Source organism: Hyphomicrobium sp. (assembly GCF_036833075.1).
In the GTDB taxonomy this organism is placed as follows: domain Bacteria; phylum Pseudomonadota; class Alphaproteobacteria; order Rhizobiales; family Hyphomicrobiaceae; genus Hyphomicrobium_C.
Map to the genome: position 1 here is coordinate 1 of NZ_DAITQL010000003.1, position 21,112 is coordinate 21,112.

Sequence of the window (21,112 nt, forward strand, 5' to 3'; positions counted from 1 at the left end):
GCACGCGCCGCCTGACTCAAACCAACCAGCCTCCGGCAAACCCGGGGCGGTTCAAACGAGAATTTCCTCAGGACGATGGGGTATTCGCTTGAGGAGGTGAAAGGGCGCCATCACCGGATGTTCGTTGAATCCGACTATGCGGAAGGACCGGAGTACGCCGCGTTCTGGGATGCACTGAGCCGTGGCGAGTTCCAGAGCGCGCAATACAGGCGCGTGGCGAAGGGCGGGCGCGAGGTCCACATCGAGGCGACGTACAACCCGATATTCGACAAGAGCGGGAAACCTTACATGGTGGTCAAGTTCGCCACCGACGTGACCACGAAGACCGTGAAGATGAAAGAGGCGCTGGATCGTCAGCAGGCGGTGATCAGCTTCAATCTCGACGGGACCGTCATCGAGGCCAACGAAAATTTCCTCGCGGCCGTGGGCTATTCGCTATCCGAGATCAAGGGCCAGCACCACCGGATGTTCGTCGATCCGGCTTTCGCGCAATCTGAAGACTACGCGGCGTTCTGGTCGGCGTTGAACCGTGGAGAGTACCAAGCAGGCGAATATAAGCGTTTCGGCAACGGCGGCCGAGAGATTTGGTTGCGGGCAAGCTACAACCCCGTCTACGGCAATGATGGCAAGCTGTTCCGCATCACCAAGTACGCAACCGACATCACCGAGGAAAAGGTCGACCGCGTCAAGCTGGGCGACATCGTCGCCTCCGTCACCACGGCGACGAACGAGCTGTCCACCAGCATTGCCGACATCGCGCAGAACATCGGAGCCACGCGCGATTCCGTGGATGTGGTGTCGCAGCAGACCGGCATTGCCGCCGCATCGGTGGGCGAGATGGAACAGGCGGCGGCAGGGATGAGCGGGATCACCGCCATCATCGACAAGATTTCGGGACAGATCAATCTGCTGGCCCTCAACGCAGCCATCGAGGCGGCACGCGCCGGAGATGCCGGACGCGGTTTCAGCGTGGTTGCCGACGAGGTCAAGAAGCTGGCGAGGCAGGTCAGCGAGTCCACCGGCAAGATCACGGCCGAAATCGGCAACTTGCAGTGCAAGAGCCGGGAGGTCTCCGTGTCGCTTTCTTCCATCGCGCAACTTGTTTCGGACCTGTCGCAGAACGCAAGCAGCGTGGCAGCGGCGACCGAAGAACAATCCACCGTGACGCAGGACATTTCGCGGAACATGATGTCTGTGCAGACTCTGTTGAACGCGCGTCGTTCGCTCACCTCCATCTGTGTCAGCTGATACACGGGCATGTCAGGGAGGTGCACGTAGCGTTGCGTGGTGCTGACCTGCGAATGACCAAGCGCGCGGCCGATGATTGGCAACGAGCCACCGACAGCCACGCTAATGTTTGCAAAAGGGTATGGTGCAGATCGTGAATGAACCGCCCCGTGATCTATCGCAGTTTCTTGAGGTCCGCCATGAATGACGCCATGCGGGACCGAAGCTCGGCAAGCTGGTTCTGGGAGCATTGTCCCAACTCTTCAGCCGCGCCCATCACTTGCTGGGAAGCGTCGTGGATGCGACCCATATGCCCGCCGATCACGCCGATGCGATCGGCAAGACCTGCGCCGCCGTCCTTTCCGTTGGCGAGGAGCACCTCGGAGATCTGATGGGTCGCGCCGGTGAGGTCCGATACCTTCTCCGCGATGCTTTCCGTTGATTTGGCGGTTTTCTCGGCGAGTTGCTTGATTTCGTTTGCCACCACAGCAAAACCGCGCCCGACGTCTCCGGCGCGAGCCGATTCAATCCCGGCATTGAGCGCCAGGAGGTTGGTCTGGGACGCGATGGTGCGGATGAGGCTCACCACATCGCCGATGGTGTGGCTGCTTTCCACGGCCGATGTAATGCGGTCTCGGGTGCTTTCCGCCGATTGGGCGATGCTGAGCGCCTCGCGCTTGGTCTCGTCGGCATAAGACACCATTTCGACGGCCGTCTGCTGCAGCATGGAGATGGCGGCATCCATCTCCCCGCTGACTTCGGTAAGCTTCTTTTCCAAGTCTTCCGCAAGGGCCGTGAAGGTTGCGATGCGCTGCGCTTCTTCCCCCATGGCGGTGTTGATGGCGACGGCGGTACGGCTGATGTCCCCCTGCATGCCCTGCGGGAGAATGCGCCTGAAGGAGCGGCCTTTGACGCTCGTCATGCTGGCGGCGGTTTCGCGCACGAAGGCATCCACGTGGTCGGTGTGATCGTTGACGGCGTTGGCGAGGTCCCGGAGTTCGGGTTGCGCTTGTGGCCGAACCAGCCGCACCTCGAAATTGCCCGTGCACAGACGGCGGCAGTCTGCGATGAGGCCGTGGAGGGTATTCAGGTGGCGTTCCGCGAACCATGCCATGCCGGCTACGCCCGCGATGCCGACGATCGTCCCCGCTGCGGCGAGGCCCGGCGCGACGGACGGCCACAGCGCGGCGCCTGCCATAAGACCCAGTCCGGCAAAGGACGCGCCTGCCCCAAGCCTATTTGCAGAGCGAAAAGATAAACTCGTCATAGTCCATTCCCTTGTGTTGGAGCATCGTCTGGAGGAAGGCCACGCCGGCCTCCGCTTTCTCCTTGGGGTTGGAGAACTTCGCCTCCGCGTCGCGCATGGATGCGTAGAGCGGCTCCACCACGTTTTTCCGTGCGTTTTCATCCACGACCCTGCGGTTGGAATGGTAGCCGATGATTTTTCCGTCGGCGTCGTAGGAGGGGGTTACGTGGGCGAAAACCCAATAGTGGTCGCCATTTTGGGAACGGTTCACGATGAAGGCGAACACTTCCTTGCCTTCACGCAGGGTGTCCCACAGCAGTCGGAACACTCCGTGCGGCATGTGAGGATGCCTGATCAGGCAATGCGGGGCGCCGATCACCTCTTTCTCGGGGTAGCCTGCGAGGCGCAGAAACACCTCGTTAGCGTAGTTGATGTGCCCCTTGAGGTCGGTCTTGCTGACGATCAGCTCGTTAACGCCGAACGGGCGTGCAACGCCTGTCAGGACCTGCATTGTGTCGCGGAAGTGCACGCGGGCCATCAGCGCGCTCCTCCTGAGCGCCCCGTTGCAGACGGTGCCGGGTTGCACAATGCGACTGTTTCCATGTACCCATGGTTTGGGATGCGCCGGCCACTGTCAATGAAACCCGCATCGGCCATGGAAGGGAGGGTGGCAGCGCCGCAACGTGTCGCGGATGAGCACCTTGCGGTCGGCGGTAGTCCTCAATTCCTGCGGCAACTCTCGAACAGCGCGAGGTTGGGACAGAAGGCCGGCTCCTCGCCCACGCTGCCGTCGCGCATCCATTGCAGGCATTCCTGCACGCATGAGCAGTGCAGGCATGTGACGCGGGCATCGGCGCAAGCCTGTCCCTTATCCTGCCGCACGAACTCCAGCGTATCGACATTGAGCCGTTCCATGAGCTGGGCCATGCGGGTGGCCCGTTGCTCGAGATGGCGGTCAGGCAACCGTTCCATCGCAACTCTCCCCTGGGCACTGCGCTTTCATGCGCATTCTGGTTTGGCGGGTATCGTCCCGCTTACGCTCACCCTTGCACGGCGGCGTCGCGGGGGCTTGATCGGTATCAATGCCGGTGAGACCTGCGGATACGGAGGGACGCGGTGTGCGCCGCAGCATGGCGTTGCTGCCGTGCGGCGCGCCAAGGCGCTACCTCTATTGCCCGTTGCCTATCTTCAGCACGGTCTTGGTGATGGTGTAGATGGCAGTTATGCGCTGGTATCAGTCCGCCGATTGACACTGAGCCTATCGGCGGGTCTGGCGCCGGTGGCTTGCGAAGTCCTTTCCTGTGAAGTCTGCGCTTGAGCGGGTGATGTCGGGCGGCATGGTCATGAAGGCGTGGGCAAGCCGATGGCCGTGCAGGTGAGGCGCCCTAAAGGGGTGCTTCCGCCACTCTCTAAGGTGGCTGGTATTGCCGCCTCGTCACGCGGCGTTTTCGATGACCTTCATGATGCGGAACGCTTGCCAGCCCTTCGGTCGCTTCAGGACTTGGCAACGGTACACGGCAGCTGTCGTCACCTTCTTGATGCCCGAGGCGTGAAGGGTTGATCCATGCACTAGGATTTGTTTGTCGCTGCCCACTTCGCGCAGGAAGCCATAGCGGCCGTTGAGATCCAGCCACTCAAACCTGCCGAGCGTCTCGAACACTTCGGCATCGTCGTCCATCGGGGTTCGACGAAGCACTTCACGTCGTGGCGTCGGGGATGCTGGTGATGCACTGTCCGCTTGCCTTGCCGCTGTCGTTCCGGCGAGCGATGGTTTGCTGCTTGCGATGGCGGCACCGCCGAGACCGCACATCAGCCCGAATAGTCCACGCCGCGATACGTTGACCACGTTCACACCTCCACCTTGCTTGCGTCAGACGTAGGCGGGGATTGTGGCGTTTTTCACGAGCGCTGCTGTCTCGCGGCGGAACTGCGCCCGGAGAAGTTTTGGGAAGCGGATGGTTCGGCCGGTTGCTTTGTCTCCGGGGGCCTCGTGAAGAAGGCATGAGCATAGGCTTGACGGCGCGGGGCGGGCGCGCGGCCATAGTCTGCCGGGTTTGTCGTGTGCAGCGCGGCGATGCATTCGAACGGCACGGTTTTGAGCGTTTCAGGTTCCGTGCCGATTTCGGCGGCGAGTTGCAAGAGAACTTGTTTGGCCCATCCGCGCATCGCCTCGTCAGGGAGGGGATAGGCTGTGGGTGCCGTGTCCATGTGGAATGACCACGCGATGCCATCGGCCGCCGGTTCAATCCAACACTCCACGCTGGCCTTGCCGCCGAGATAGACGCGGCGGTGGCCTTGGGCGTTCAGCGTGTGCGTGACGATCATGCGGCGATGATCGAACGGCCAGGGCGCGGTAGACAACCTCGGTTGATGATGCCTTGAGCGTTGCGATATCGCCGGATGCCGTTCAGGCAATGTGCTGTTGCATGGTTGCACGTCTAGCGGAGACCCCGCGCCTCGTCGGGTTGTTTCTTCGGAGCCGAGCCGTCGCGGGGGCCATACCCACCGGGGCGCGTCAGCGCGGCCCCCGCGCGGTCGGCGGAGAATTCAGCCCAATGGGGTGTTTCTTTGGTGAGAGCAGGAGCGACCTTGGATGGCTGGCCTTACTGCTTGGTGGCGAGTTTTCGCAGAAGCCGGGTGGACGCGGCTATCAGTCAGTAGCCCATGGCAAGGTGTTGGGCTTGGCGAACAAGCTCATCCATGGCCGCATCGGACGCTTTGTCAACGCGCTGTTTGTAGGCGAGTACGGCATCGATTGGGATGCGGCGGCGCGTGCCGACCATGCGATGAGGAAGTTCTCCGCTTTGGATCAGCTTGATTACAAACGGCCGAGACACGTTCAGTAGAACTGCCACCTGATGTGTGGTGAGCTCCGCATCGCCTTTCATCCTCGACGACGCGCGCGGCTGCACGGAAATGACCACATCCTGATTGAACGCGGTCAGGAAAGTGATGAGGCGGTCGATAGAGTATTCCCGGAAGTGGCCCTTGAACAGCCGGGACACTTCGGGTTGGGAGATGCCCATCACTTCGCCTGCACGGGTTTGACTGAGCTTGCGGGCCTGCGTCAGCCGGTAGAGCTCGGCGACAATCTGCGCCGTGAGCATGTGCGCGTTGGCGTCGGGCAGCTTGAGGTCGGCAAACACGTTGCCGCTTGACTGGCGGACTTTGGTTCTGGTGCGGCTCATGTGTGGGCCTCCTACTGTCCGATGACCTTGAATGGGAGTTGGCGCAGCACAGCCTCAATCGTCACCATCAGCTTGAAGGGCGAGATGGGCGAGGAGATGAACCCATATTGCTCATAGAAGGTTTTTGCCTGCTCATCGAGCGCATCGACGACGATGGCGCGCATGCCGATAACGTCTGATGCTTGGGCGACCCTGATAACCGCATCCTGCAGCAGGTGCTTGCCGATGCCTTGGCCCTGAACTGAGGCGTCCACGGCAAGGCGGCCGAGAAGGGCGACAGGAACCGGCTCGGGCATGTTGCGTCTGACACCTCCGATGGCATCGGCGTGGGCAATGGAACCGGCAGCAATGGCGTAATATGCAACCACCCGGCCGTCCACACACGCGACATAAGTCCGTGAGGCGCCGCGTTCTTGGTTGGCGAGGGCGTGACGCTTGAGCCAAGTATTGAGCGTTGCTTGGCCGCAGTCGAACGCATCGGTGCGATGTTCTGCGGTTAGGAGCGCGGGCGCTGTAAGCGTCATTTCGCCCAGGGTGCGCGGGTTGCGAACAGCTTTTTGAGTCCGGGATTATCGGCCGGTGACTTGTCCAGGGCAGCGGAGAAGGTGCGCCACGCCGCATCGTCGAGGTAGAATACGCTTTGATCGCGTAGGACGTCCTCAGCCCTCTGGCGGGCGGTTTCCATGACGAATTCCGAGCGCGATTTGCCGAGCCGGTCGGCAGCGGCGTCGATCACGTCAAGGTCGAGCGGCCGGGCACGGATTTGGAATTTTGCATCGCGGCTCATATCCGAGCGGTCCATTGGGTTAGCTTTCCTTATACTCACAGTATAGGGCGCTGTATGGACATTGTCCATACCTAAGCAGCGGCGTGCATGGTGGTGGTCAACCACCATAGCGCCGGTCGGCCAACGTGGCCGGGCTTCCAAACTGCCCAGCAATAGCGGTGTTCTGCGGCAAAGCCGCGTTCGATGCCGTTGGGCCAACACGTGAGGTCGTCCAAAATGTAGACGGCGGCTGGAGGGCGGCGCGTCCACTGGCGATGGCGCGCGGGATGAGCCAACGATGCGAGATTGAGCAGCATGGCGAGGGTGCCTCCGACCGGCGTTGTGAGCCGCAAGGCGTGCTGCACAAACGCGTCGGCAAAGGCCGCTATGTTTCGTCGCCGAACGGGATTTGCGCGATGTCGCGCGCCCCGTGAAGGATGCGCACGATGATCGTCTCGTCATCCGTGAGGCGGAAATAAATGCTGTAGTTGCCGAACACCGTGAGGCGCAGGCCGGGGCTAAGCGCTTCGCGGGAAACGCCCCCGTGTCCCAAGAGGGCAAGCTTGGCAAGTTCCGCATCGAGCGCGTCGGCGAACCGCTGCGCAGTGTCGTCGCCCGCTTCGCTGTCGATGTAGTCGATGATGTCGTCAAAATCGGCTTCCGCCTTATGGGTGAGGCGAAGCGACTTCGGGCCGAGGGGCGGCAGCTTGGTTGACATGCGCGCAGGCTAGGGGAGTCGCGGGGTTGGAGCGAGCGTGTTGCCGATTATTGCGGCAGCCCCGTTTGCGTTCACTAACGCACCTTCTTTGAGAGGCGACGTTTCGCGCGCTCCCCAAGCTGGCCCTGCTGGTAAGGGCGTGTCCGGCCTGCCTTGATGTCCGCGTCGCCCTCGGCGATGGCTTGGCGCAAAGCGGCGAGTTTCACCTGCTCTTGCTCAAGCAGGCGCAGTCCCGCGCGGACGACTTCGCTGGCATTGCCGTACTCCCCGGCTTCAATCTGGTTGGAGATGAAGGCGTCATCCTTCGAGGTCAGTGAGATGGTCTTTCGGTACTGCATGGTTACATTGTAGTGCGGTGCACGGTTTCGTGCAATATGTATGATGCTCGGTCAGCTAAGCGAACGACGACGCGGCAAGCCACCACAATGTAGGACGGCCGACATGACCCGGTCGCCAAATCGCCCAACAATACCGATGCTCCGCAGCAAATCCGCGTTCGATGCCGTTGGGCCAGCACGTCAGGTCGTCAAGCACATAAATCGACGCCGGAGGGCGGCGAACCCATTGGGCATGGCGCATGGGATGGGCCAGCGAGGCGAGGTTGAGCAGCATGGCAACGCTTCCGCCGGTGGGCTGGACGAGGCGGAGAGCATGGCGCACGAATGCATCCGCGAGTCCGCTGCCGTAGGGCGGATTGGTGACGATGTTGCGGGCGCGGCTTGTGGACTGGGCAAGGAAGTTGACGCCGCCGGTGCCGAAGCCGCGATCAATGAGATCGGTGGAGACCACCTGATAGCCGTGCGCGGTAAGCACTTTGCTGATGGCGCCTTGTCCGCAGGCCGGTTCCCAGATGGAGCCGCTGAAGCGTTCCACGGACAGCAGTGCGCGCATTCCCTCCGGCGGGGTCGGATAATAATCGTGCGGAGCGCGGAATGGTGAGGCGGTTCTGGTCATGATGCGATCACCGGCCAGCGTAGTCCTTCTTGTGCACGGGGGGGTGGTTGAGGCTTTGGAGGCGTTTTGGGCGTCGGAGAGGGGGTTGTTTCATTTTGCTTCCAAAACCGATTCCAGCGGCTTCCTGTGCGGGCTGGCGATGCGGAGAGGTAGAATCCGACGCTGCCGCATAGCTCAGCCAGCGCAATCGGCCACAGCGCGGTGGCGAGCAGCAGGGTCGCCATGTCGTATCCGGTCCATGCCGCCAGCAGCGTGATTTGCGGTGCCGGGTCGGCGGCGGGTGTCGCGGTGAGGATGGCGTCGGCTTCGCGAAGCGTTTTCTTTGCGAATGCATGGGAGCTGCACAGTGCGCGTTCGCGCGGTGTCTTCGGCAGGGCGCAGGCTGTGCTGGATTTGAACAGTGGGTTGGCTTCGAGTGTCTGCAACTCGGCGCCGGCGCGCTGGTGCGTTGCGGCAGCGCGCGTTCGGTTGCCGTCGTCGGATCTGAATTGTCCTTGTTCACTTGCCCGGTTGAACGCGACCTCGGACAGACCGCACCACAGCGAGTTCGCGAGCAGTGGCCAGAAGAGGAGAAACAGGAGGACGGCCGCGACCGGTTGCCCGGTTCGCCATGCGCGGCTTGCGCCAACGAGGCAGGCGCACTTCGCGATGTCCAACGCCGCGTTGAGGGCCGCGAACAGGATGGCGTATTGCAGAACGGCCGATGTCTTGAACCCATACGTTGCGTTGAGCGTGATGGTCACGGCCGCCGCGACGAGAGAGGCGAAGCGCAAAACCATCATCGCGGCATTCCCATGACCGGAAACTGTACGTGGCGGATCTCGCCGGTGATCCCGTTCTTGAGCAGTGCCCGGCCGCGCTGCAAATGGCGCGGGTCTGCGGGCAGGCTCTCCAACTGGCCGAAAAGCGCCGTGGCGTGGGCATCGATGGGCAGCTTGAAGCTGATGGTGTTGAGGCAATTCGCGCGAATGGTCGGCGGGATTTGTTCTGCAACCGGTTCCTGCGCGGTGACAAACAGGCGGATGCCCGTGGAGCGTCCTCGGCGCGCGACCATGGCCAGCTCATCCAGAAACCGCGCGTGGAGCTTGTTGTCGGGATGTTTCGCGTCGCCCGAAGGTTTGGCGGTGAACGTGGACATCTCATCAATGACTACGGCGACGAAGTTACCGGTGGCATTATCGATGTTACAGGCACGCTGATCGGCGTTGCGTGCGCGCATGAACTCGACCAGCTGTGTGGTGAGGTTCCAAAGATGCGGCTCCTCCCACAGCACGTGAACCTTCCCCGGCGCGATGCGCGCATACCGTTGCAGGGTGACGCCATCCTTGCCGTCCACCAGATAGACGGAAGAGAAGAAGCGGAGGTTAGCGAAGATGGATTGCAGGAGGATGTGGAGCGCGTTGCTTTTACCCGTGCCTGTCGCTCCGGCGAGGAGTGTCCCCGATGGCAGGTCGGCGAATGGCATGTGGACATGTCGTCGTGTCTTCACGTCCACACCGGCATAAAGATGTCCGGGTGCGAGGCTTCGGTTGTCGAATAGGAATGCGGCGGGAAGGGGTGTGCGCTGTTCCAGTTCGGCGACGCTCACGGTGTGGCGCATGAGTTCCCAATCGCCGCCGAGCCAATCGCGGATGGCGGGCAAATGGGTACGCCATGCGCCTTCTTCGCTCGGGCCATTCGGCGAAATGTAGACCAAGCGGCCGGATGCCGGGTTGGAGCCTTGCAGACAAAGGCGCGGGAACGCGTTGCCGAACGAGAGATTGAGGAACGGACCGAGAAGGTAGGGGCGCGCGTCCGGGCGTAGGGCCGCATAGTCGATGTGCTGGATGACCTTGCCTAGCGTTGTGGCGGAATGAAGGGCTTGCAGCAGGTGGTGGTAGCGGATCGGCGCGAGGCGCGCGGTCTCAGGATCGGTGGTGCGCAGTAGCTCCACCAATCCGGCGAGACGGTTTGGATCGAGATTGAAAAGAAGTCTCTCGAAGCGCGCCGTGTCGTGTGCCCGCCGGAGGATGTCGGCGTTTAGGATGAGCTGCTTGATGCCCGCGATCTCGTTTTGCAGCCGGTCGCACTCGCCAAGCAGCCCGCGGGCACGATGGCGTTGTTCCATCGTCCCTGTCATCGCCGGAACCTAACGAACGATTGCGTGACCGCCAGTTGGCGTTGGAGGTCGGCCTTCTCGGACCGCAGCGTGCGGACCCGGTTTTCCAGCCATTCGTTCAACTCCGGCCACGACCGGTAGCCGTCCTCGGCATCCAGCATGGCGAGCAAGCGCGCGTCGATGTCGTCCGTGCATGCCGCATGCGGCGGCAGCGGTGCCAGCATGTCCGGCCGGGGGAGCAGGTCTTGAGCGCGCGCGTGCTTCTTGTCTTGCAGCCAACGGAACATGACGGTCACTTTTTGCGGGTTGCGGATTCAATACGGTACGAAATGCCGGTTCCCTTCGCAGGCGTGATGGAAAGTACGGGCTTGTAGGTGTATCCGGCTGCTGCTGGCGGCAAGCTCGCCAGATAGCGGGCGACGGTGGGCGGCATGAACGACGGCTCGGAATCGTAGGACGGTGCCGTTGGAACTCGGGGCATGTCGATAAGTGCCGGTGGCATGGTGTCGGGCGAGAACGCGGGCTGCGGCCCGGCGTCCATGGTAAGACCGAGGCGGCGGCAGGCCGCAGCCAACTCGTTTTTGTCGGCGAGCGCCTGCGCGCTCCAGATGATGTAAAATCTTGGCGAGAGCGCGCGGCGCTTGAGGAGTTGCACGCTGTAGGCGACCGCCCCGGCAAACCCGGTGTCGAGGGCTTCCGTGGTGCTCTTGCCGTTGCTGAGGTCGAGCTGGATGGTGTCGTCCCGGCCGAGGGGATCGAAGCGGAGGATGAACCGTTCCTTGCCGATGTTGGCGCCGTTGACGCCGAGCACCATCAGCTCGGAGACGAGGCCCTCCGCAACGGCCTGCTGAATGTTGCGGATTTCGTTTTCGTCGGTGAGGCCCATGTTTTTGAGGAACTCACCTGCCACCGACACGCGCACGAGCGACTTCGGCACCGGCTGCAACGACAACTTGACCTTGGGCGTGGACATGGCGATTTGCTCCTAGCGGCGTGTGAACAGGTAATTGCGGATGCGGCTGCCGCTACGTTTGCGCGCGGCGCGCATAAGAACGGCTTCATCAATCGGCGCGCGTTGGGCCATGGCGGCGTCGATGACATGAGCAGAAGGCATGCCGTTGCCGAGCAGGTCGTCCAGGCGGGCAGCATCAAGGTCGAGGCGCAGCGCTTTCCAGAACGCCACCGGTTGGTTGGCGTGGCGCCGGATCAGCTTTTCAACGAGCGCGCGTTCCTGTGCCGTCTGCGGGTCCAATATGCGGAACGCGATATTGGCTTTCGTGACCCTGCAGGGGTCGTGCTCTACCCATGTGGCGCGCATGTCGCGCAGCAGGCTAGCCCGCAGCGGCTCGGCGTTGTTGATGGTGAAGATGAAGGCGAGGTTGGTCCCATCGGCGTTGCGGTAGACGTGCCGGTTGTCCGCGAGAAACTGCAATCGCTCGGTGAGCAGGTTGGTGTTGGAGGACACGCCGGTCTTGTCATCGCGGGCAACGATGGACAGATCAAAATCATCGAAGATGGCGAGGACGCGTTTTCTATGCTGGGCGGAATAGCCTTCGAACTCTTCCAGCATGGCGTTGAGGGTGCTGGTGGCGCCGCCTTCCACATCGGATGCAAACAAGCTGCATGAGACCGTTGCCACGTCGTAGCCGCACGACAGCGCCGCCTTGAGTGCGCCTTGCGATTTGCCCGCGCCCGGTGGCCCGGCAATCACCATGATGCGGGGGGCGACGTCGCGCGTGCTGGTGGCGATTTGCAAGGCGGCGAACTTGCGAATTTCGAGCGTGAGCGAAGGCACGTCGATATAATGGCGCACGGCGGCGTCATCGGCCGATCTGATCAATCCGGTGAGGCGCGTCTTAGCGGGAGGTACGGCGGCGAGGTCGGGAAATTTGGTGCTCATGGTCTGGCTCCTATTCCAATGTGCCTGCGTATTCGTCGGTTGAGACGTGCGTGACGGTGGTGTCGGCGTCCTTGTGCTGCGCGATGAAGGCGATCAGCTCGGCGAAAGCGGCGCGCTCGGTGGCCTGCTCCGCAGCGGTCATCGGTATTGGTGCAGACGTGTCGGCGTGCTGCTGTGGTGTCGTGTCCGCGTGAGGTGGTGTCGGTTCCGGCGGCCACACGGGCGGCGGCGGTTCGGTGCTCATTGCTTGTCTCCATGTATGTGTGGTGCCCGGCGGCTGTTGCCGCCGGGTGTTTCCGATCAGCCGATTTCGGGTGCAGGGAACGGCATCAGGTCTTGGCGGGCGTCCCACGAGATCTGTTGCCGCTTTTTGTTCAGGCGTGCCGACACCGGGAATCCGTACATCTCGCCGTTGTTCAGCGTTGGCATCCGGTAGTTCGGCGGAAGGGTGATGGACTCACGCGTCACCGTTCCGTCGCCGTGGGCGAGGAGCACCTTGAAGGAGTTGATCGGTTTAAGCGTGCCGGTTTGCGGATCGGTCCACTGGAAGGTGTCGATCTTTTCAAACGTGCCGAACAGAACGTGGCCTTGCAGGCGTGTGGACATGTCATTGCTCCTTTGTGTCCGTGCGTGGTTGTGGGGGCGTGCAGTCGTGAAGACACCGGCACGGGGGCGCCGGATGGTTGGTCGCGGTCATGGCCGCGAGAAAGTGTTGCGCGAGCTTGTGGGCCGCTGGTCGCTCGTTGAGCTGTGCGTGCACGATGCCGTGACGGACATGCGTGAGCGCGATGGGAATGCACACCGGCTTCAGGATCGCGGCGGCAGCCAGGTCGGCGTAAGCCGAAAGGTTTGTGGGGGCCGCAATTGCAAGATCAATCGCGCCTGAAGGTGTGTGATGGCGGAACGTGATGCCGTGCGTGATGCTTGTGGCGCCTGTGAGGTGTGCGGCATGGGCTGCGCCGGTCACGACCAGAAACACGGTCGCGTTGCCGTAGATCACGGGGTTCATACTGCCGTCCCCTCTGCGTTGGGGCGACGCGGCTTGCTGAACACGCCTGCCGTCCGGCACATGCGCCGTTTGTATAGCGCATTCGCGAGATGGGCCGCGACGAGCGGATCAACGCTGAAGCCGCCATTGTCACGTTCGAACAGTCGGTGAGGCGCCACCGCGTATTTGAGGCACTCGGTCAGGCTGGCGTGAGCCGCGTCGCTGTTCGGAATGGCCCTGATGTGGCAGATGGGCTTGTAATCGACGCGCAGCGCCGCGCGCCAAAGGTCAACAATGGCGCGCTGGCTGAGATAGATGGGCTTGGTGCGGTCGAAGTAACTGTCGCACAGCGCCGCGAGCGAATGGCTGTGCACACCAGCCTGCCAATTACCGTCTTCAGAGCGGATGGCGATTTCAATGCCGGTGACGTGGCCTTGCAGTGCGTTCCGCACGGCCTTCGCGCGGAAAAAGCGCGCCATGGCGGATTCTTGCAGGCGCAGCATGTCGGACACGGCCTCAATCGGCATGTTGCGCGACGTGAGCGTGAGCAGCGCAAAGCGCATGTCCGGGGAGGCGACGATCACGGCATCCAGAACGGCCGCGATGCGCTTGACGGTTTCCCAAGCGCGTTTGCGCGCGCAGGGTGGGCACAGGCCGCTTCGGCAGCGCCGTTTGTTTCGGTAGACGATGTGTGTGGCGTCTCCCGGTGGCGTAGCGATTTTCAGCGTGGTGCTGACTGCGCATTGGGTGATGCGCCGTGCCAGTGTCTGGATGCGGTTGTTGTCGGATGCGCTCGGGAATGGCGGGGCGCGATGGAGCGCGGCGCCGATGGCGTATGCGGCCGCGTGCTGCATTTTGTAGCGGCCGAACCGGCGGGAGATTGGCGAGCGTGTCATGTCATGTCTCCGGCATCGCCGGTGCTATGGCGGCGGTTCTGTGTGATGAACGCTTCGAGGTCGGCGAGGCGATAGGCGACACGCGCGCGTTTGCCGGAGCCGAGCTTGATGAAGGGAGGGCCTTCCCCGGTGCAGCGCAGGCGTTCCAGTGTCGGCGCGGAAAGCCGGAGGTATTGTGCGGCCTCCGAGGTGGTGAGCAGCGGGGAGGTGTTGGACATGGCGGGGTCGTTCGCAGCAAGCATGGCTTGTCTCCGTTGTAGAAGCGGGTGGATGGAACAGGTGTTCTGGGTGAAGAGAGGCTAACGTCTTCGCATGCCGCCGCCGAACGCGAGCAGTCGTCGGCCTTTAAGCGCCGTTTGAATGATCGCGAGCTTTTCGGGGCTGCAATGAATGCCGAGCGGCCCGGATTGGCTTAGGTTTGTCGGCCGTGCTCCGACCATGGCGGTCGCAAGTATGCGCTCGATCAGAAAATCATTTGGTCCACGTTCAAGCGGATTCCAGCTCTCCACCTTCGTAAGGTGGACGCGTTCCTTATGGTCGCTCAGTTGCCAAAGTCTTTTCCAACCGCCGCGGCGATCCGCGTGACCTAAAGGTCTCACCAGCGCCAGTACGGTTACGGATGAGCTGACGCTATCGTCATCGTGAAAGACATCGAGTTCAATTCCCCGAACGAAACCGGCTACTGTGCGTTGAAAGACCTTGCGGCGAGAAAAACTGTCCCATTGATTGAAGGTATCGTCGAGGCACTGGTCTGCGGACGAGAGCGGGTATTTGTGCCCCAAGAAGATCATGTAGTGAGCCGTCAGCGTGCATTCGTAGCTGGTCTCGATGTCATCGATGACCGTGTCAAAGAACGCGTTGGAAATCTTCTTCATGTTCTTGTGCATCCGCTCGTCTTGGCAGCGCGGACAAAGCAGGGATCGGCATCTGCGGTGGGCAAGTGCGTGTTTGTTGCCGGTTCCCGCTGTTGCCTGAGTGCGTTGCTGCCAGTTCTGGATGCACGCTTCCATCCGTTCGGCGGCGAGCTTTGCGGGAGCGCTGGCACGGTGCGCAGTAATGATGGCCCTATCGATCTGTACGGGGTCGTGACCGAAAAGTTCGTTTTTGAGGCGCATTGCTCAGTTTCTCTCTTCAGGAGCGACATCACCTGCGCGATGTCTTCCGTGCAGAGTGCACAAGGACAAGCGCAAGAAAAAGACCGGTGATTGCGGTGTTGTTTCTGGTTCGATGAAAAATTTGCGCCGGACTTGCTAGCGTCTCTAGTGAAGGGATGTGGCAGATTGCATTGCACGACCAACACGAGTGGCCAAAGGGCCGGATCAGTGACATGCCACGAAAGCTTTCCGAGATGCTGCACGTTCCTCATCACCCATCCTCCACGTCAAACAGCGACGGGGCTTTTGGATGACGTTGGCCATCTACTTCCTTGCGGCATCCGGGATGGTCGCGTGGGGCGTGATTGTTTGGCGCGCATACGCGAGCGTCTGTGACGGCTTGCGCAGGCTTCGATGGGCGCTCTGGGGCTATCGAAAGCGGCATAAGCGGGCGACATAGCCTGCACGACCACGGCCCGGCGCTCCGGATTTTGCCAGCGTCATGGAGCGCGCAAAACCGTAGCGGCGGCCCTTATCCTGATCCGAGAGGCTTGGGGTTCACATCCGGGCGGCTCGCTCCGCCGCCGCCCTCCTTCTCGCGGCCCTTGGGGGCCGCGTCGTCGTCGGCCGTCGCCGTCTCTCGCCGGGGCCACGATGTGACGTTACGGCGTACTATTGTATCAAGTGAAGGAACTTCAGCGAGCGACAGTGGCTATGACCTTTGCAAATCACTCCCGGCACTAGGTCTTCCGGCAGAACAGCACGGCGACGTTCTTGGGGCGGGTTTCATCGGAGATGCGCGGCGTGCCGTTGACACCATCATTGGTAGGACCTTTCACGGCAGTGCTGGTGGTGGAGCCGTTATCGTTCGCGGCCCTGTTAAACCGGTCAGAGCGCCCTCCCCCCCCGTTGCCGGTATGCGCATTGTGCCAGTGGCCTTGGAATGCATCATCCTGCGCATTTCCCGGCGCCCGCGTTCCGTCAGGGTCGTTGCCCGCGCCGTTATCTATACCGCGTAGGAAGCGCCCGCGCGCGGCGGTGTATTCGCTCCATCCCGCCGGGCAACTGGTCAGGTCGAAGGCCCACACCGCGCCGCTGGGCACGCCCATAGACACCGCCACCCATGCGGTGCCGTCGCAAAACTTGAGGGTGCTGGCGGAGGAGTCGAACACCACGGACCCGGTCCGCGTGGCATCCAACGCACTGGTGGGGCCGAACCCTGCCGTGCCGCTGGTGACGAACTGCACCACGCTGTCGGACGGCTTGCCCACCGGCGGGGGCGGGCAAGCTGCTTGGGCTGATACAGCCAAGCTCAAGAATGCAATGACAAGTGCAATCGCCTTCATGGCCTGCTGCATTCCTTGACGCTTACGGTGGCATACTGGCCCGCAACGAAATTCAACCATGCCTCGCGGTCCAACTTTTGTCGGTTTCCGCCCATGCTGCGGTTGAAGCCAGGAGTGCTGCTAAAATAAAAAAGAATGCTCGTGGTTGCTGCATGCACGCATCCTAGGGGATGCACTGGAATACATCGAGGTCTATGCACAAACCGAAGGCAAAAATGTAGTTCCAGATCCGTCAGTTCCTTTAAGCCGCTGGCATAGGTTTCAGTTTGCTGCTCGGTGCGATGCCCCTTTGATTGAAATCAATGCTTAGCGTCCGGCTTCGTGCGTGCCTGATTCAGCGGCACTGTCCCCTCAAGGCCGCCAAGCCGGACAATCCCCCAAAAGAACGATCCGGTTGCAGCCCCGAAGTCCCCCCCCTTCGGGGCTGCTTATCCTGCCGACGACCACCGGCGCCGCTCTCTTTGGGCACCGCGGACCCCAGTCACCGATATCCGCGCTCAACGCGCGTTCAACAAATCCTGAGCCGCCACCATGTGTGCATGGTTTGGAATGTGCTGGGCGTTGTCAATCAAACCAGCGTTGGCTTTGCGAAGGAAAGTGGCAGCGCCGCAACGTCCGGCCGGATGAGCGTCTTGCGTTCGGACTGAACCATCGTCGAAACGCCTCTGCCTCGCGCGCACGATGATTTTCAGAGGGTGGGGAAGTCCCGCGTGAGCCGCACGCATGTGAACGCTGTTAGAGCGCGGTTGGCTGATTGCCGTAACGACAACCAACCCGCACACCCTCACAGACAAAATCCAAAAAGGCAAAAAGTCTCGCGCGTGTGTTCTGAAAAGTCTGGAAGTGTTCTGGAGAGAATGTTCTGGAATGTTCTGTTCTATATAGAGGGCGCGACCAATTCTGCGTAAACCCGCGACCAATTCTGCGTAACAGGGGGCCTGAAGCGCGACCAATTCTGCGTAGGGGCGCGACCAATTCTGCGTAGGCACCCTGTTAAGTGCTTGAATGTTGGCGGGTGAGTTATTCACAAGGCGCGACCAATTCTGCGTAAGCAGTCACTTACCTTTGCGCATCGGCGGCAGAGCGAGGATGTCCGGGCCTGCCGGTGAAACCTCCATGCCGTTCTCAGACAGCCTCACAGGCAGTTTTGGGAACACATCCAACACGTCCTTCAGGTCATCGGCGAAACCGCGTTTAAAATCGCGCTGACGGCCGTAGTCGCCGCCGAACTGATCGGCCAGCGCGTTCCATGAAAGCGTGGTCGGTTCCTTGAGCCGGTGCAGGCGGTAGTTGAACCAGAAATACATGTCCAGTTTGCGGGCGGAACCGGCGAAGGCGCGCACGGCTTCCGCGCGGATCGGCAGCGCGTGCTTGGCGAGTGTGGTGTAGAAATCCATGCTGAACGTCAACGTGGACGGCCACAGCATCATTTGGTCGGGGCTGGTGGGCAGCCACACGTCGATGCGCGAGAACGGCATGCCCTGATATTCGACGGCGTGGCGGCCGTCCCACATACCGACGCTCAGCTTGCACGCGGCCAGCGCGTTGATCTGTTCCTTGAAGGCGTGGAGCGTTCCCTTCGCGCCGCCGGTTACAGGGAAACCCATGTCGCGGATGAAGCCGGTGAGGCTGTCGGCCACCTCGATGGTCGGGCCTTTCTGGCGGATGGCTTCCGAGCAGAGGTGCATCAGGAGCAGGCGGGCCTTGGGGCCGAAGGGTAACGGTTGCTCGACGCGGTTTCCGGTCTCCGGGTTGCGGAGTTTGCCCGCTTCCACGACCAGCGACATGCGGCCTTGCTTGCGTTCGTATTCGCGGACGGCCAGCGGTTGGCGGCTGTAAGGAAGGCCACACATGGCCAACACCGAATGGATGTGCCGCAGGTCTTCCGTGTCGGTGGGGGATTCTTCCAAATTGCGCCGCACGAGTTCGCGGCGGCGGGCATCGCGGGAGAGGTTGGCGAGTTTGTCGCGGTTGGCTTGCTTCTGCGCCAGTTCCATTTTCTTGAAAATGAACCCCGGCGTGTCACGCGTCGCCTCCAGCTCGGCACGCAGATCGGTGTCGCGGATCTCGGCGTCCAGCATCAGACGACGGCGCTTTTGTTGTACTTGCGGAACAGGTCGTTGAGGGCTTCTTCGCCCAAGTCTTGCACCTTGCGCTCCATGTCCAAACCCATCTGGAGCAGTTGCTTGTGGGCTTCACGGCTGATCCACACCGTTACGGTGCGGCGGTTCACGCGTGTTGAGGGCGTTGGGCGCGCTTTCCATGTGGGCTGCTGTGTAGTTTCGGCCATCGGCATGGGTGCCGGTTCGGCGGTTGCTTGCAAGCCCTTCATGGCTTCGCGGAGCTTGTTTTGTGGTTTCATGCTTTCACCCTTTCATGTTTTTGCGTCAGCACGTCTTCACGTTTTCATTGCAACCAGCTTGCGTGCATGTGTGAAGAGTTGTCGGACTTCTTGCGCGGATCGACCGGAAGGCTCGTACTCAACGACACCTTTGCCTTCGGTGAGCGATTTGATGAAGGCGACCCGGTTGCCGATGCGCGCGGGCGCGATAGGCAGGCCGTAATCGGCGAGGGCTTCGGCGGCCATCTCGGTGAGGGAACTGCCCGCCTTGCAGCCGTTGAGGACAAAGACGGCTGGGCGGCCGGACAACTTGGCGATGTTGACGCTGTCCGCCACCGCGTCGAGGTCGAGGCTGGATGGCTGGCACGGAATGAGGATGAGGTCGGCCGCTTTGGCAGCGGTGAGCGAGGCGCTTTCTGATTTCGGGGCCGTGTCGATGATGGCGAGGTCGGCGCCTCCATCGCGTGCTTGGGTAAGGAGGGCTGCGAGGTTGGGCGCGTGGCCGCTGATGATGACGGGGTTTTCGTCGTCGCGGAGGCGTGCCCATCGGGAGGCGCTTTGCTGCGGGTCGAGGTCGATGACCACTGTGGAAAGCTTGGCGTTGGCGGCGGCGATAGCCATATTGAGGGAAAGGGTGGTTTTGCCGGAACCGCCTTTTTGCGAGAGGAGTACGATTGTTTTCACATCCTCACGCTGGCACGTGGGCGCGCGGGACTGAAGATGTGGCTGCACGTGATTGCCTACGTCTTAGGCAGCGTCGTTGATTGATGGAGTGCCGCGATGTGCGGGAAGTTCACGCAGTTGGCGACGTGGGAAGAGGTGGTTGCCTTCTCCCAGCCGATGACGGTGCCCGCAGACAAGTCCGGCATCGTGGTGGCCACGCCGATGCGGTTCGCCAGCATCATGCGGTTGAACGCGCTCGGTCAACGCGAGATGGTATCCATGCGCTGGGGCTTTGCCGGGAAAGGCGATGCAACTCCGGGGCGGCCGAAGCACATGCATGCGCGCTGCGAAACCGTCGATGCCAAGCCGACGTTCGCCGAGGCGTTCGTGCGTGGCCGGGGTGTCTTGTTCACCCACACCTTCAACGAGGGCGAGGAACTACCCAGCGGCAAGACCAAGCAATGGGTCATCACCCCGAAGGACAATAAGCCCATCGCCATTGCGGTCATCTGCGAGGAATGGCGGAACAGCGCGGATGTGTTGCACACGTTCATTCAGGTGGCGACGCCCGCCAACACGCTCATCTCCCGCATTACGGATCGGATGCCTGCGATTTTGCGCGAGGAAGATTGGGCTTTGTGGCTGGGTGAAACAGATGCGCCTCTGGCAGAGGTCAAAGCGGTGTTGGGGCCGTTTGAAGACGAAGGGTGTTGGACGATGGTGGAGCAAACGTCAACGCGTAAACCGAAGTCTCCCGTAGGCAATCCGCAACAAAGCCTGTTCTAAGGGCGCTCGTCTTGTGAAGTATAGGCGAGTGCCAATCGGGGCAGGGGCAACGACCTTAAGGGCAGCGTCTTGCCAATTTTGTAAGCAGACGTGTGGTGTTCCGGCGAGGGCTCCATCATCCTATCCGCAAGAAAGTGCGCGGATGGATCAGGAGATTGACCGGGAGTTGGGAAAGCTGGCGAAGCAACTGATGGATTGTGCTGAAGCTGCGAAAGCAGACAACGAAGAACGGCTCATCCAATGCTTGAAGAGTTTGGGCGAAGATGTACGGAAACTGCACGATGCGCTGAAGGTTCGCCGCTTTTTTGAGGGCGGCAGCCGTTAGTCTGCACGTGCTGCCAATCGCGCGATTTCCGGCAGAAGGTCGGTGATGCGCACCGACACGTCGCCGTGGCGCACGGCCGGATGGTATTCAAAAGAGGCAAACGGCACCTTGTAGCGGTTCTCGGCAGCGCGTTGCAGGACGGTTGCGCGCAGGCGTTCAAGATTGTCCGTATCCTCTGGGTAAATGGGTTGCGGCTGGCCGAGATTAAAGGCGACCCTCGGGTCCAGACAGCCTTTAGCGACGTTACAACTCCGGCACGCGCGCACGACGTTGCTGCGGTGGTTGGAGCCACGACGCGAGCGAGGAATGAAGTGATCGCGGGTGAGGTGCTGCGGGCGGATGAACTTGCGGCAGTAGAAGCAATTGTCCGGCAACTTCATGTTCATCCTCCGCAACCGCGTCGGATGAATGAAAAGTGATAGGCACGTCCTAATTTGGACGTGACAGGCCGTCGCTGTGCGAAACTTCCGGGCATGTGGCATTGGCACCACAAGCGGTGGAAAGTGGCAGCAGCGTGCGGCACGGCCAAATCTGTCAGTGAAGAACCTTCCGACCAGACGCGTCCACGATTTTCGC

General features: G+C 61.6%; 31 protein-coding genes and 1 pseudogene. 4 read left to right on the top strand and 28 right to left on the bottom strand.

Translation table 11 applies throughout. The annotated features are described in order from the left end of the window. Positions 1 to 66: 66 nt before the first annotated feature. Both V7082_RS01640 and V7082_RS01645 read left to right on the top strand, forming a co-directional pair. A pseudogene (locus V7082_RS01640) lies at positions 67 to 312 on the top strand (PAS domain-containing protein); the annotation flags it as partial. A gap of 21 nt (positions 313 to 333) precedes the next feature. Next, a complete protein-coding gene (locus V7082_RS01645; RefSeq protein WP_334145970.1) occupies positions 334 to 1,248 on the top strand; it encodes a methyl-accepting chemotaxis protein in 915 nt (304 codons plus the stop codon). A gap of 154 nt (positions 1,249 to 1,402) precedes the next feature. Here the strand turns inward: V7082_RS01645 and V7082_RS01650 are convergent, their stop codons facing one another. The 27 genes from V7082_RS01650 to parA all read right to left on the bottom strand — a co-directional run bounded on the left by V7082_RS01650 (position 1,403) and on the right by parA (position 19,494). After that, a complete protein-coding gene (locus V7082_RS01650; RefSeq protein WP_442909741.1) occupies positions 1,403 to 2,494 on the bottom strand; it encodes a methyl-accepting chemotaxis protein in 1,092 nt (363 codons plus the stop codon). Next, positions 2,463 to 3,011, bottom strand: coding sequence for a PAS domain-containing protein (locus tag V7082_RS01655; RefSeq protein WP_334145774.1), 549 nt, complete (start codon positions 3,009 to 3,011; stop codon positions 2,463 to 2,465). Before V7082_RS01655 ends, V7082_RS01650 begins: the two co-directional genes overlap by 32 nt. A 182-nt stretch (positions 3,012 to 3,193) precedes the next feature. Continuing rightward, a complete protein-coding gene (locus V7082_RS01660) occupies positions 3,194 to 3,445 on the bottom strand; it encodes a DUF6455 family protein (RefSeq protein ID WP_334145775.1) in 252 nt (83 codons plus the stop codon). A gap of 463 nt (positions 3,446 to 3,908) precedes the next feature. Then, positions 3,909 to 4,325 (bottom strand): hypothetical protein, encoded by a 417-nt coding sequence (locus V7082_RS01665; RefSeq protein ID WP_334145777.1) that lies wholly within the window; start codon positions 4,323 to 4,325, stop codon positions 3,909 to 3,911. A 47-nt stretch (positions 4,326 to 4,372) separates the two neighbouring features. After that, positions 4,373 to 4,798 (bottom strand): hypothetical protein, encoded by a 426-nt coding sequence (locus V7082_RS01670; protein ID WP_334145778.1) that lies wholly within the window; start codon positions 4,796 to 4,798, stop codon positions 4,373 to 4,375. Positions 4,799 to 5,127: 329 nt separating this feature from the next. Then, on the bottom strand, positions 5,128 to 5,661 hold the full coding sequence (locus V7082_RS01675) for an XRE family transcriptional regulator (protein WP_334145780.1): 534 nt from the start codon (positions 5,659 to 5,661) through the stop codon (positions 5,128 to 5,130). An 11-nt stretch (positions 5,662 to 5,672) separates the two neighbouring features. Continuing rightward, the gene (locus V7082_RS01680) at positions 5,673 to 6,185 is read right to left on the bottom strand and encodes a GNAT family N-acetyltransferase (protein WP_334145782.1); all 513 of its coding nucleotides are present in this window, start codon (positions 6,183 to 6,185) and stop codon (positions 5,673 to 5,675) included. After that, complete coding sequence (locus tag V7082_RS01685; RefSeq protein ID WP_334145783.1) at positions 6,182 to 6,463, bottom strand: type II toxin-antitoxin system TacA family antitoxin; 282 nt, start codon at positions 6,461 to 6,463, stop codon at positions 6,182 to 6,184. Before V7082_RS01685 ends, V7082_RS01680 begins: the two co-directional genes overlap by 4 nt. 56 nt (positions 6,464 to 6,519) lie before the next feature. Further along, positions 6,520 to 6,744 (bottom strand): hypothetical protein, encoded by a 225-nt coding sequence (locus tag V7082_RS01690; RefSeq protein WP_334145784.1) that lies wholly within the window; start codon positions 6,742 to 6,744, stop codon positions 6,520 to 6,522. A 68-nt stretch (positions 6,745 to 6,812) separates the two neighbouring features. Next, on the bottom strand, positions 6,813 to 7,145 hold the full coding sequence (locus V7082_RS01695; protein WP_334145786.1) for a type II toxin-antitoxin system RelE/ParE family toxin: 333 nt from the start codon (positions 7,143 to 7,145) through the stop codon (positions 6,813 to 6,815). Between the two features lie 74 nt (positions 7,146 to 7,219). Beyond that, entirely contained in the window at positions 7,220 to 7,483 is a 264-nt protein-coding gene (locus tag V7082_RS01700; protein WP_334145788.1) for a type II toxin-antitoxin system ParD family antitoxin, read from the bottom strand. A 55-nt stretch (positions 7,484 to 7,538) separates the two neighbouring features. Beyond that, the gene (locus V7082_RS01705; protein WP_334145789.1) at positions 7,539 to 8,099 is read right to left on the bottom strand and encodes a hypothetical protein; all 561 of its coding nucleotides are present in this window, start codon (positions 8,097 to 8,099) and stop codon (positions 7,539 to 7,541) included. Beyond that, entirely contained in the window at positions 8,096 to 8,842 is a 747-nt protein-coding gene (locus tag V7082_RS01710) for a hypothetical protein (protein WP_334145791.1), read from the bottom strand. Before V7082_RS01710 ends, V7082_RS01705 begins: the two co-directional genes overlap by 4 nt. A 35-nt stretch (positions 8,843 to 8,877) precedes the next feature. Beyond that, positions 8,878 to 10,206, bottom strand: coding sequence for an FtsK/SpoIIIE domain-containing protein (locus V7082_RS01715; RefSeq protein WP_334145793.1), 1,329 nt, complete (start codon positions 10,204 to 10,206; stop codon positions 8,878 to 8,880). A gap of 8 nt (positions 10,207 to 10,214) precedes the next feature. After that, a complete protein-coding gene (locus tag V7082_RS01720) occupies positions 10,215 to 10,484 on the bottom strand; it encodes a hypothetical protein (protein WP_334145795.1) in 270 nt (89 codons plus the stop codon). 5 nt (positions 10,485 to 10,489) lie between these two features. Then, positions 10,490 to 11,170 (bottom strand): hypothetical protein, encoded by a 681-nt coding sequence (locus V7082_RS01725; protein WP_273217872.1) that lies wholly within the window; start codon positions 11,168 to 11,170, stop codon positions 10,490 to 10,492. Between the two features lie 12 nt (positions 11,171 to 11,182). Beyond that, positions 11,183 to 12,097: an AAA family ATPase gene (locus V7082_RS01730; RefSeq protein ID WP_334145797.1), complete on the bottom strand. Its 915-nt coding sequence runs from the start codon at positions 12,095 to 12,097 to the stop codon at positions 11,183 to 11,185. A gap of 10 nt (positions 12,098 to 12,107) precedes the next feature. Then, positions 12,108 to 12,341, bottom strand: coding sequence for a hypothetical protein (locus tag V7082_RS01735; protein WP_334145798.1), 234 nt, complete (start codon positions 12,339 to 12,341; stop codon positions 12,108 to 12,110). Positions 12,342 to 12,397: 56 nt separating this feature from the next. Then, on the bottom strand, positions 12,398 to 12,703 hold the full coding sequence (locus V7082_RS01740) for a hypothetical protein (RefSeq protein WP_334145800.1): 306 nt from the start codon (positions 12,701 to 12,703) through the stop codon (positions 12,398 to 12,400). Position 12,704: 1 nt separating this feature from the next. Then, entirely contained in the window at positions 12,705 to 13,106 is a 402-nt protein-coding gene (locus tag V7082_RS01745; protein WP_334145802.1) for a hypothetical protein, read from the bottom strand. Continuing rightward, positions 13,103 to 13,981, bottom strand: a complete 879-nt coding sequence (locus V7082_RS01750) for a protein rep (protein ID WP_334145803.1) — start codon at positions 13,979 to 13,981, stop codon at positions 13,103 to 13,105. Before V7082_RS01750 ends, V7082_RS01745 begins: the two co-directional genes overlap by 4 nt. Continuing rightward, a complete protein-coding gene (locus V7082_RS01755; protein WP_273217858.1) occupies positions 13,978 to 14,223 on the bottom strand; it encodes a helix-turn-helix transcriptional regulator in 246 nt (81 codons plus the stop codon). Before V7082_RS01755 ends, V7082_RS01750 begins: the two co-directional genes overlap by 4 nt. A gap of 57 nt (positions 14,224 to 14,280) precedes the next feature. Continuing rightward, the gene (locus V7082_RS01760; RefSeq protein WP_334145806.1) at positions 14,281 to 15,096 is read right to left on the bottom strand and encodes a hypothetical protein; all 816 of its coding nucleotides are present in this window, start codon (positions 15,094 to 15,096) and stop codon (positions 14,281 to 14,283) included. 719 nt (positions 15,097 to 15,815) lie between these two features. Next, positions 15,816 to 16,421: a hypothetical protein gene (locus V7082_RS01765; RefSeq protein WP_334145807.1), complete on the bottom strand. Its 606-nt coding sequence runs from the start codon at positions 16,419 to 16,421 to the stop codon at positions 15,816 to 15,818. 1,055 nt (positions 16,422 to 17,476) lie between these two features. Beyond that, complete coding sequence (locus tag V7082_RS01770) at positions 17,477 to 18,502, bottom strand: replication protein RepA (RefSeq protein ID WP_334145809.1); 1,026 nt, start codon at positions 18,500 to 18,502, stop codon at positions 17,477 to 17,479. Continuing rightward, positions 18,502 to 18,783 (bottom strand): ribbon-helix-helix domain-containing protein, encoded by a 282-nt coding sequence (locus V7082_RS01775; protein ID WP_334145810.1) that lies wholly within the window; start codon positions 18,781 to 18,783, stop codon positions 18,502 to 18,504. Before V7082_RS01775 ends, V7082_RS01770 begins: the two co-directional genes overlap by 1 nt. Positions 18,784 to 18,819: 36 nt before the next feature. Beyond that, positions 18,820 to 19,494 (bottom strand): ParA family partition ATPase, encoded by a 675-nt coding sequence (parA, locus tag V7082_RS01780; protein WP_334145813.1) that lies wholly within the window; start codon positions 19,492 to 19,494, stop codon positions 18,820 to 18,822. A gap of 48 nt (positions 19,495 to 19,542) precedes the next feature. Here parA and V7082_RS01785 point away from each other — a divergent pair, with 48 nt between their 5' ends. Then, the gene (locus V7082_RS01785) at positions 19,543 to 20,211 is read left to right on the top strand and encodes an SOS response-associated peptidase (RefSeq protein WP_334145815.1); all 669 of its coding nucleotides are present in this window, start codon (positions 19,543 to 19,545) and stop codon (positions 20,209 to 20,211) included. Between the two features lie 142 nt (positions 20,212 to 20,353). After that, entirely contained in the window at positions 20,354 to 20,536 is a 183-nt protein-coding gene (locus tag V7082_RS01790) for a hypothetical protein (RefSeq protein WP_334145816.1), read from the top strand. Here V7082_RS01790 and V7082_RS01795 read toward each other — a convergent pair. Then, entirely contained in the window at positions 20,533 to 20,916 is a 384-nt protein-coding gene (locus V7082_RS01795; RefSeq protein WP_334145818.1) for an HNH endonuclease, read from the bottom strand. The two genes, V7082_RS01790 and V7082_RS01795, sit on opposite strands and share 4 nt — an antisense overlap. Positions 20,917 to 21,112: the final 196 nt, after the last annotated feature.

Excerpts from the sequence above, each read along its gene's own strand:
- V7082_RS01720 (WP_334145795.1), bottom strand. The coding sequence starts at position 10,484 with ATGTTCCGTTGGCTGCAAGACAAGAAGCACGCGCGCGCTCAAGACCTG.
- V7082_RS01785 (WP_334145815.1), top strand. The coding sequence starts at position 19,543 with ATGTGCGGGAAGTTCACGCAGTTGGCGACGTGGGAAGAGGTGGTTGCC.
- V7082_RS01715 (WP_334145793.1), bottom strand. The coding sequence starts at position 10,206 with ATGGAACAACGCCATCGTGCCCGCGGGCTGCTTGGCGAGTGCGACCGG.
- V7082_RS01735 (WP_334145798.1), bottom strand. The coding sequence starts at position 12,341 with ATGAGCACCGAACCGCCGCCGCCCGTGTGGCCGCCGGAACCGACACCA.
- V7082_RS01795 (WP_334145818.1), bottom strand. The coding sequence starts at position 20,916 with ATGAAGTTGCCGGACAATTGCTTCTACTGCCGCAAGTTCATCCGCCCG.
- V7082_RS01760 (WP_334145806.1), bottom strand. The coding sequence starts at position 15,096 with ATGCGCCTCAAAAACGAACTTTTCGGTCACGACCCCGTACAGATCGAT.
- V7082_RS01790 (WP_334145816.1), top strand. The coding sequence starts at position 20,354 with ATGGATCAGGAGATTGACCGGGAGTTGGGAAAGCTGGCGAAGCAACTG.
- V7082_RS01775 (WP_334145810.1), bottom strand. The coding sequence starts at position 18,783 with ATGAAACCACAAAACAAGCTCCGCGAAGCCATGAAGGGCTTGCAAGCA.
- V7082_RS01705 (WP_334145789.1), bottom strand. The coding sequence starts at position 8,099 with ATGACCAGAACCGCCTCACCATTCCGCGCTCCGCACGATTATTATCCG.
- V7082_RS01685 (WP_334145783.1), bottom strand. The coding sequence starts at position 6,463 with ATGGACCGCTCGGATATGAGCCGCGATGCAAAATTCCAAATCCGTGCC.
- V7082_RS01770 (WP_334145809.1), bottom strand. The coding sequence starts at position 18,502 with ATGCTGGACGCCGAGATCCGCGACACCGATCTGCGTGCCGAGCTGGAG.
- V7082_RS01745 (WP_334145802.1), bottom strand. The coding sequence starts at position 13,106 with ATGAACCCCGTGATCTACGGCAACGCGACCGTGTTTCTGGTCGTGACC.
- V7082_RS01690 (WP_334145784.1), bottom strand. The coding sequence starts at position 6,744 with ATGCTGCTCAATCTCGCATCGTTGGCTCATCCCGCGCGCCATCGCCAG.
- V7082_RS01755 (WP_273217858.1), bottom strand. The coding sequence starts at position 14,223 with ATGCTTGCTGCGAACGACCCCGCCATGTCCAACACCTCCCCGCTGCTC.
- V7082_RS01700 (WP_334145788.1), bottom strand. The coding sequence starts at position 7,483 with ATGCAGTACCGAAAGACCATCTCACTGACCTCGAAGGATGACGCCTTC.
- V7082_RS01725 (WP_273217872.1), bottom strand. The coding sequence starts at position 11,170 with ATGTCCACGCCCAAGGTCAAGTTGTCGTTGCAGCCGGTGCCGAAGTCG.
- V7082_RS01660 (WP_334145775.1), bottom strand. The coding sequence starts at position 3,445 with ATGGAACGGTTGCCTGACCGCCATCTCGAGCAACGGGCCACCCGCATG.
- V7082_RS01670 (WP_334145778.1), bottom strand. The coding sequence starts at position 4,798 with ATGATCGTCACGCACACGCTGAACGCCCAAGGCCACCGCCGCGTCTAT.
- V7082_RS01740 (WP_334145800.1), bottom strand. The coding sequence starts at position 12,703 with ATGTCCACACGCCTGCAAGGCCACGTTCTGTTCGGCACGTTTGAAAAG.
- V7082_RS01730 (WP_334145797.1), bottom strand. The coding sequence starts at position 12,097 with ATGAGCACCAAATTTCCCGACCTCGCCGCCGTACCTCCCGCTAAGACG.
- V7082_RS01750 (WP_334145803.1), bottom strand. The coding sequence starts at position 13,981 with ATGACACGCTCGCCAATCTCCCGCCGGTTCGGCCGCTACAAAATGCAG.
- V7082_RS01645 (WP_334145970.1), top strand. The coding sequence starts at position 334 with ATGAAAGAGGCGCTGGATCGTCAGCAGGCGGTGATCAGCTTCAATCTC.
- V7082_RS01695 (WP_334145786.1), bottom strand. The coding sequence starts at position 7,145 with ATGTCAACCAAGCTGCCGCCCCTCGGCCCGAAGTCGCTTCGCCTCACC.
- V7082_RS01655 (WP_334145774.1), bottom strand. The coding sequence starts at position 3,011 with ATGGCCCGCGTGCACTTCCGCGACACAATGCAGGTCCTGACAGGCGTT.
- V7082_RS01680 (WP_334145782.1), bottom strand. The coding sequence starts at position 6,185 with ATGACGCTTACAGCGCCCGCGCTCCTAACCGCAGAACATCGCACCGAT.
- V7082_RS01650 (WP_442909741.1), bottom strand. The coding sequence starts at position 2,494 with ATGACGAGTTTATCTTTTCGCTCTGCAAATAGGCTTGGGGCAGGCGCG.
- V7082_RS01765 (WP_334145807.1), bottom strand. The coding sequence starts at position 16,421 with ATGAAGGCGATTGCACTTGTCATTGCATTCTTGAGCTTGGCTGTATCA.
- V7082_RS01675 (WP_334145780.1), bottom strand. The coding sequence starts at position 5,661 with ATGAGCCGCACCAGAACCAAAGTCCGCCAGTCAAGCGGCAACGTGTTT.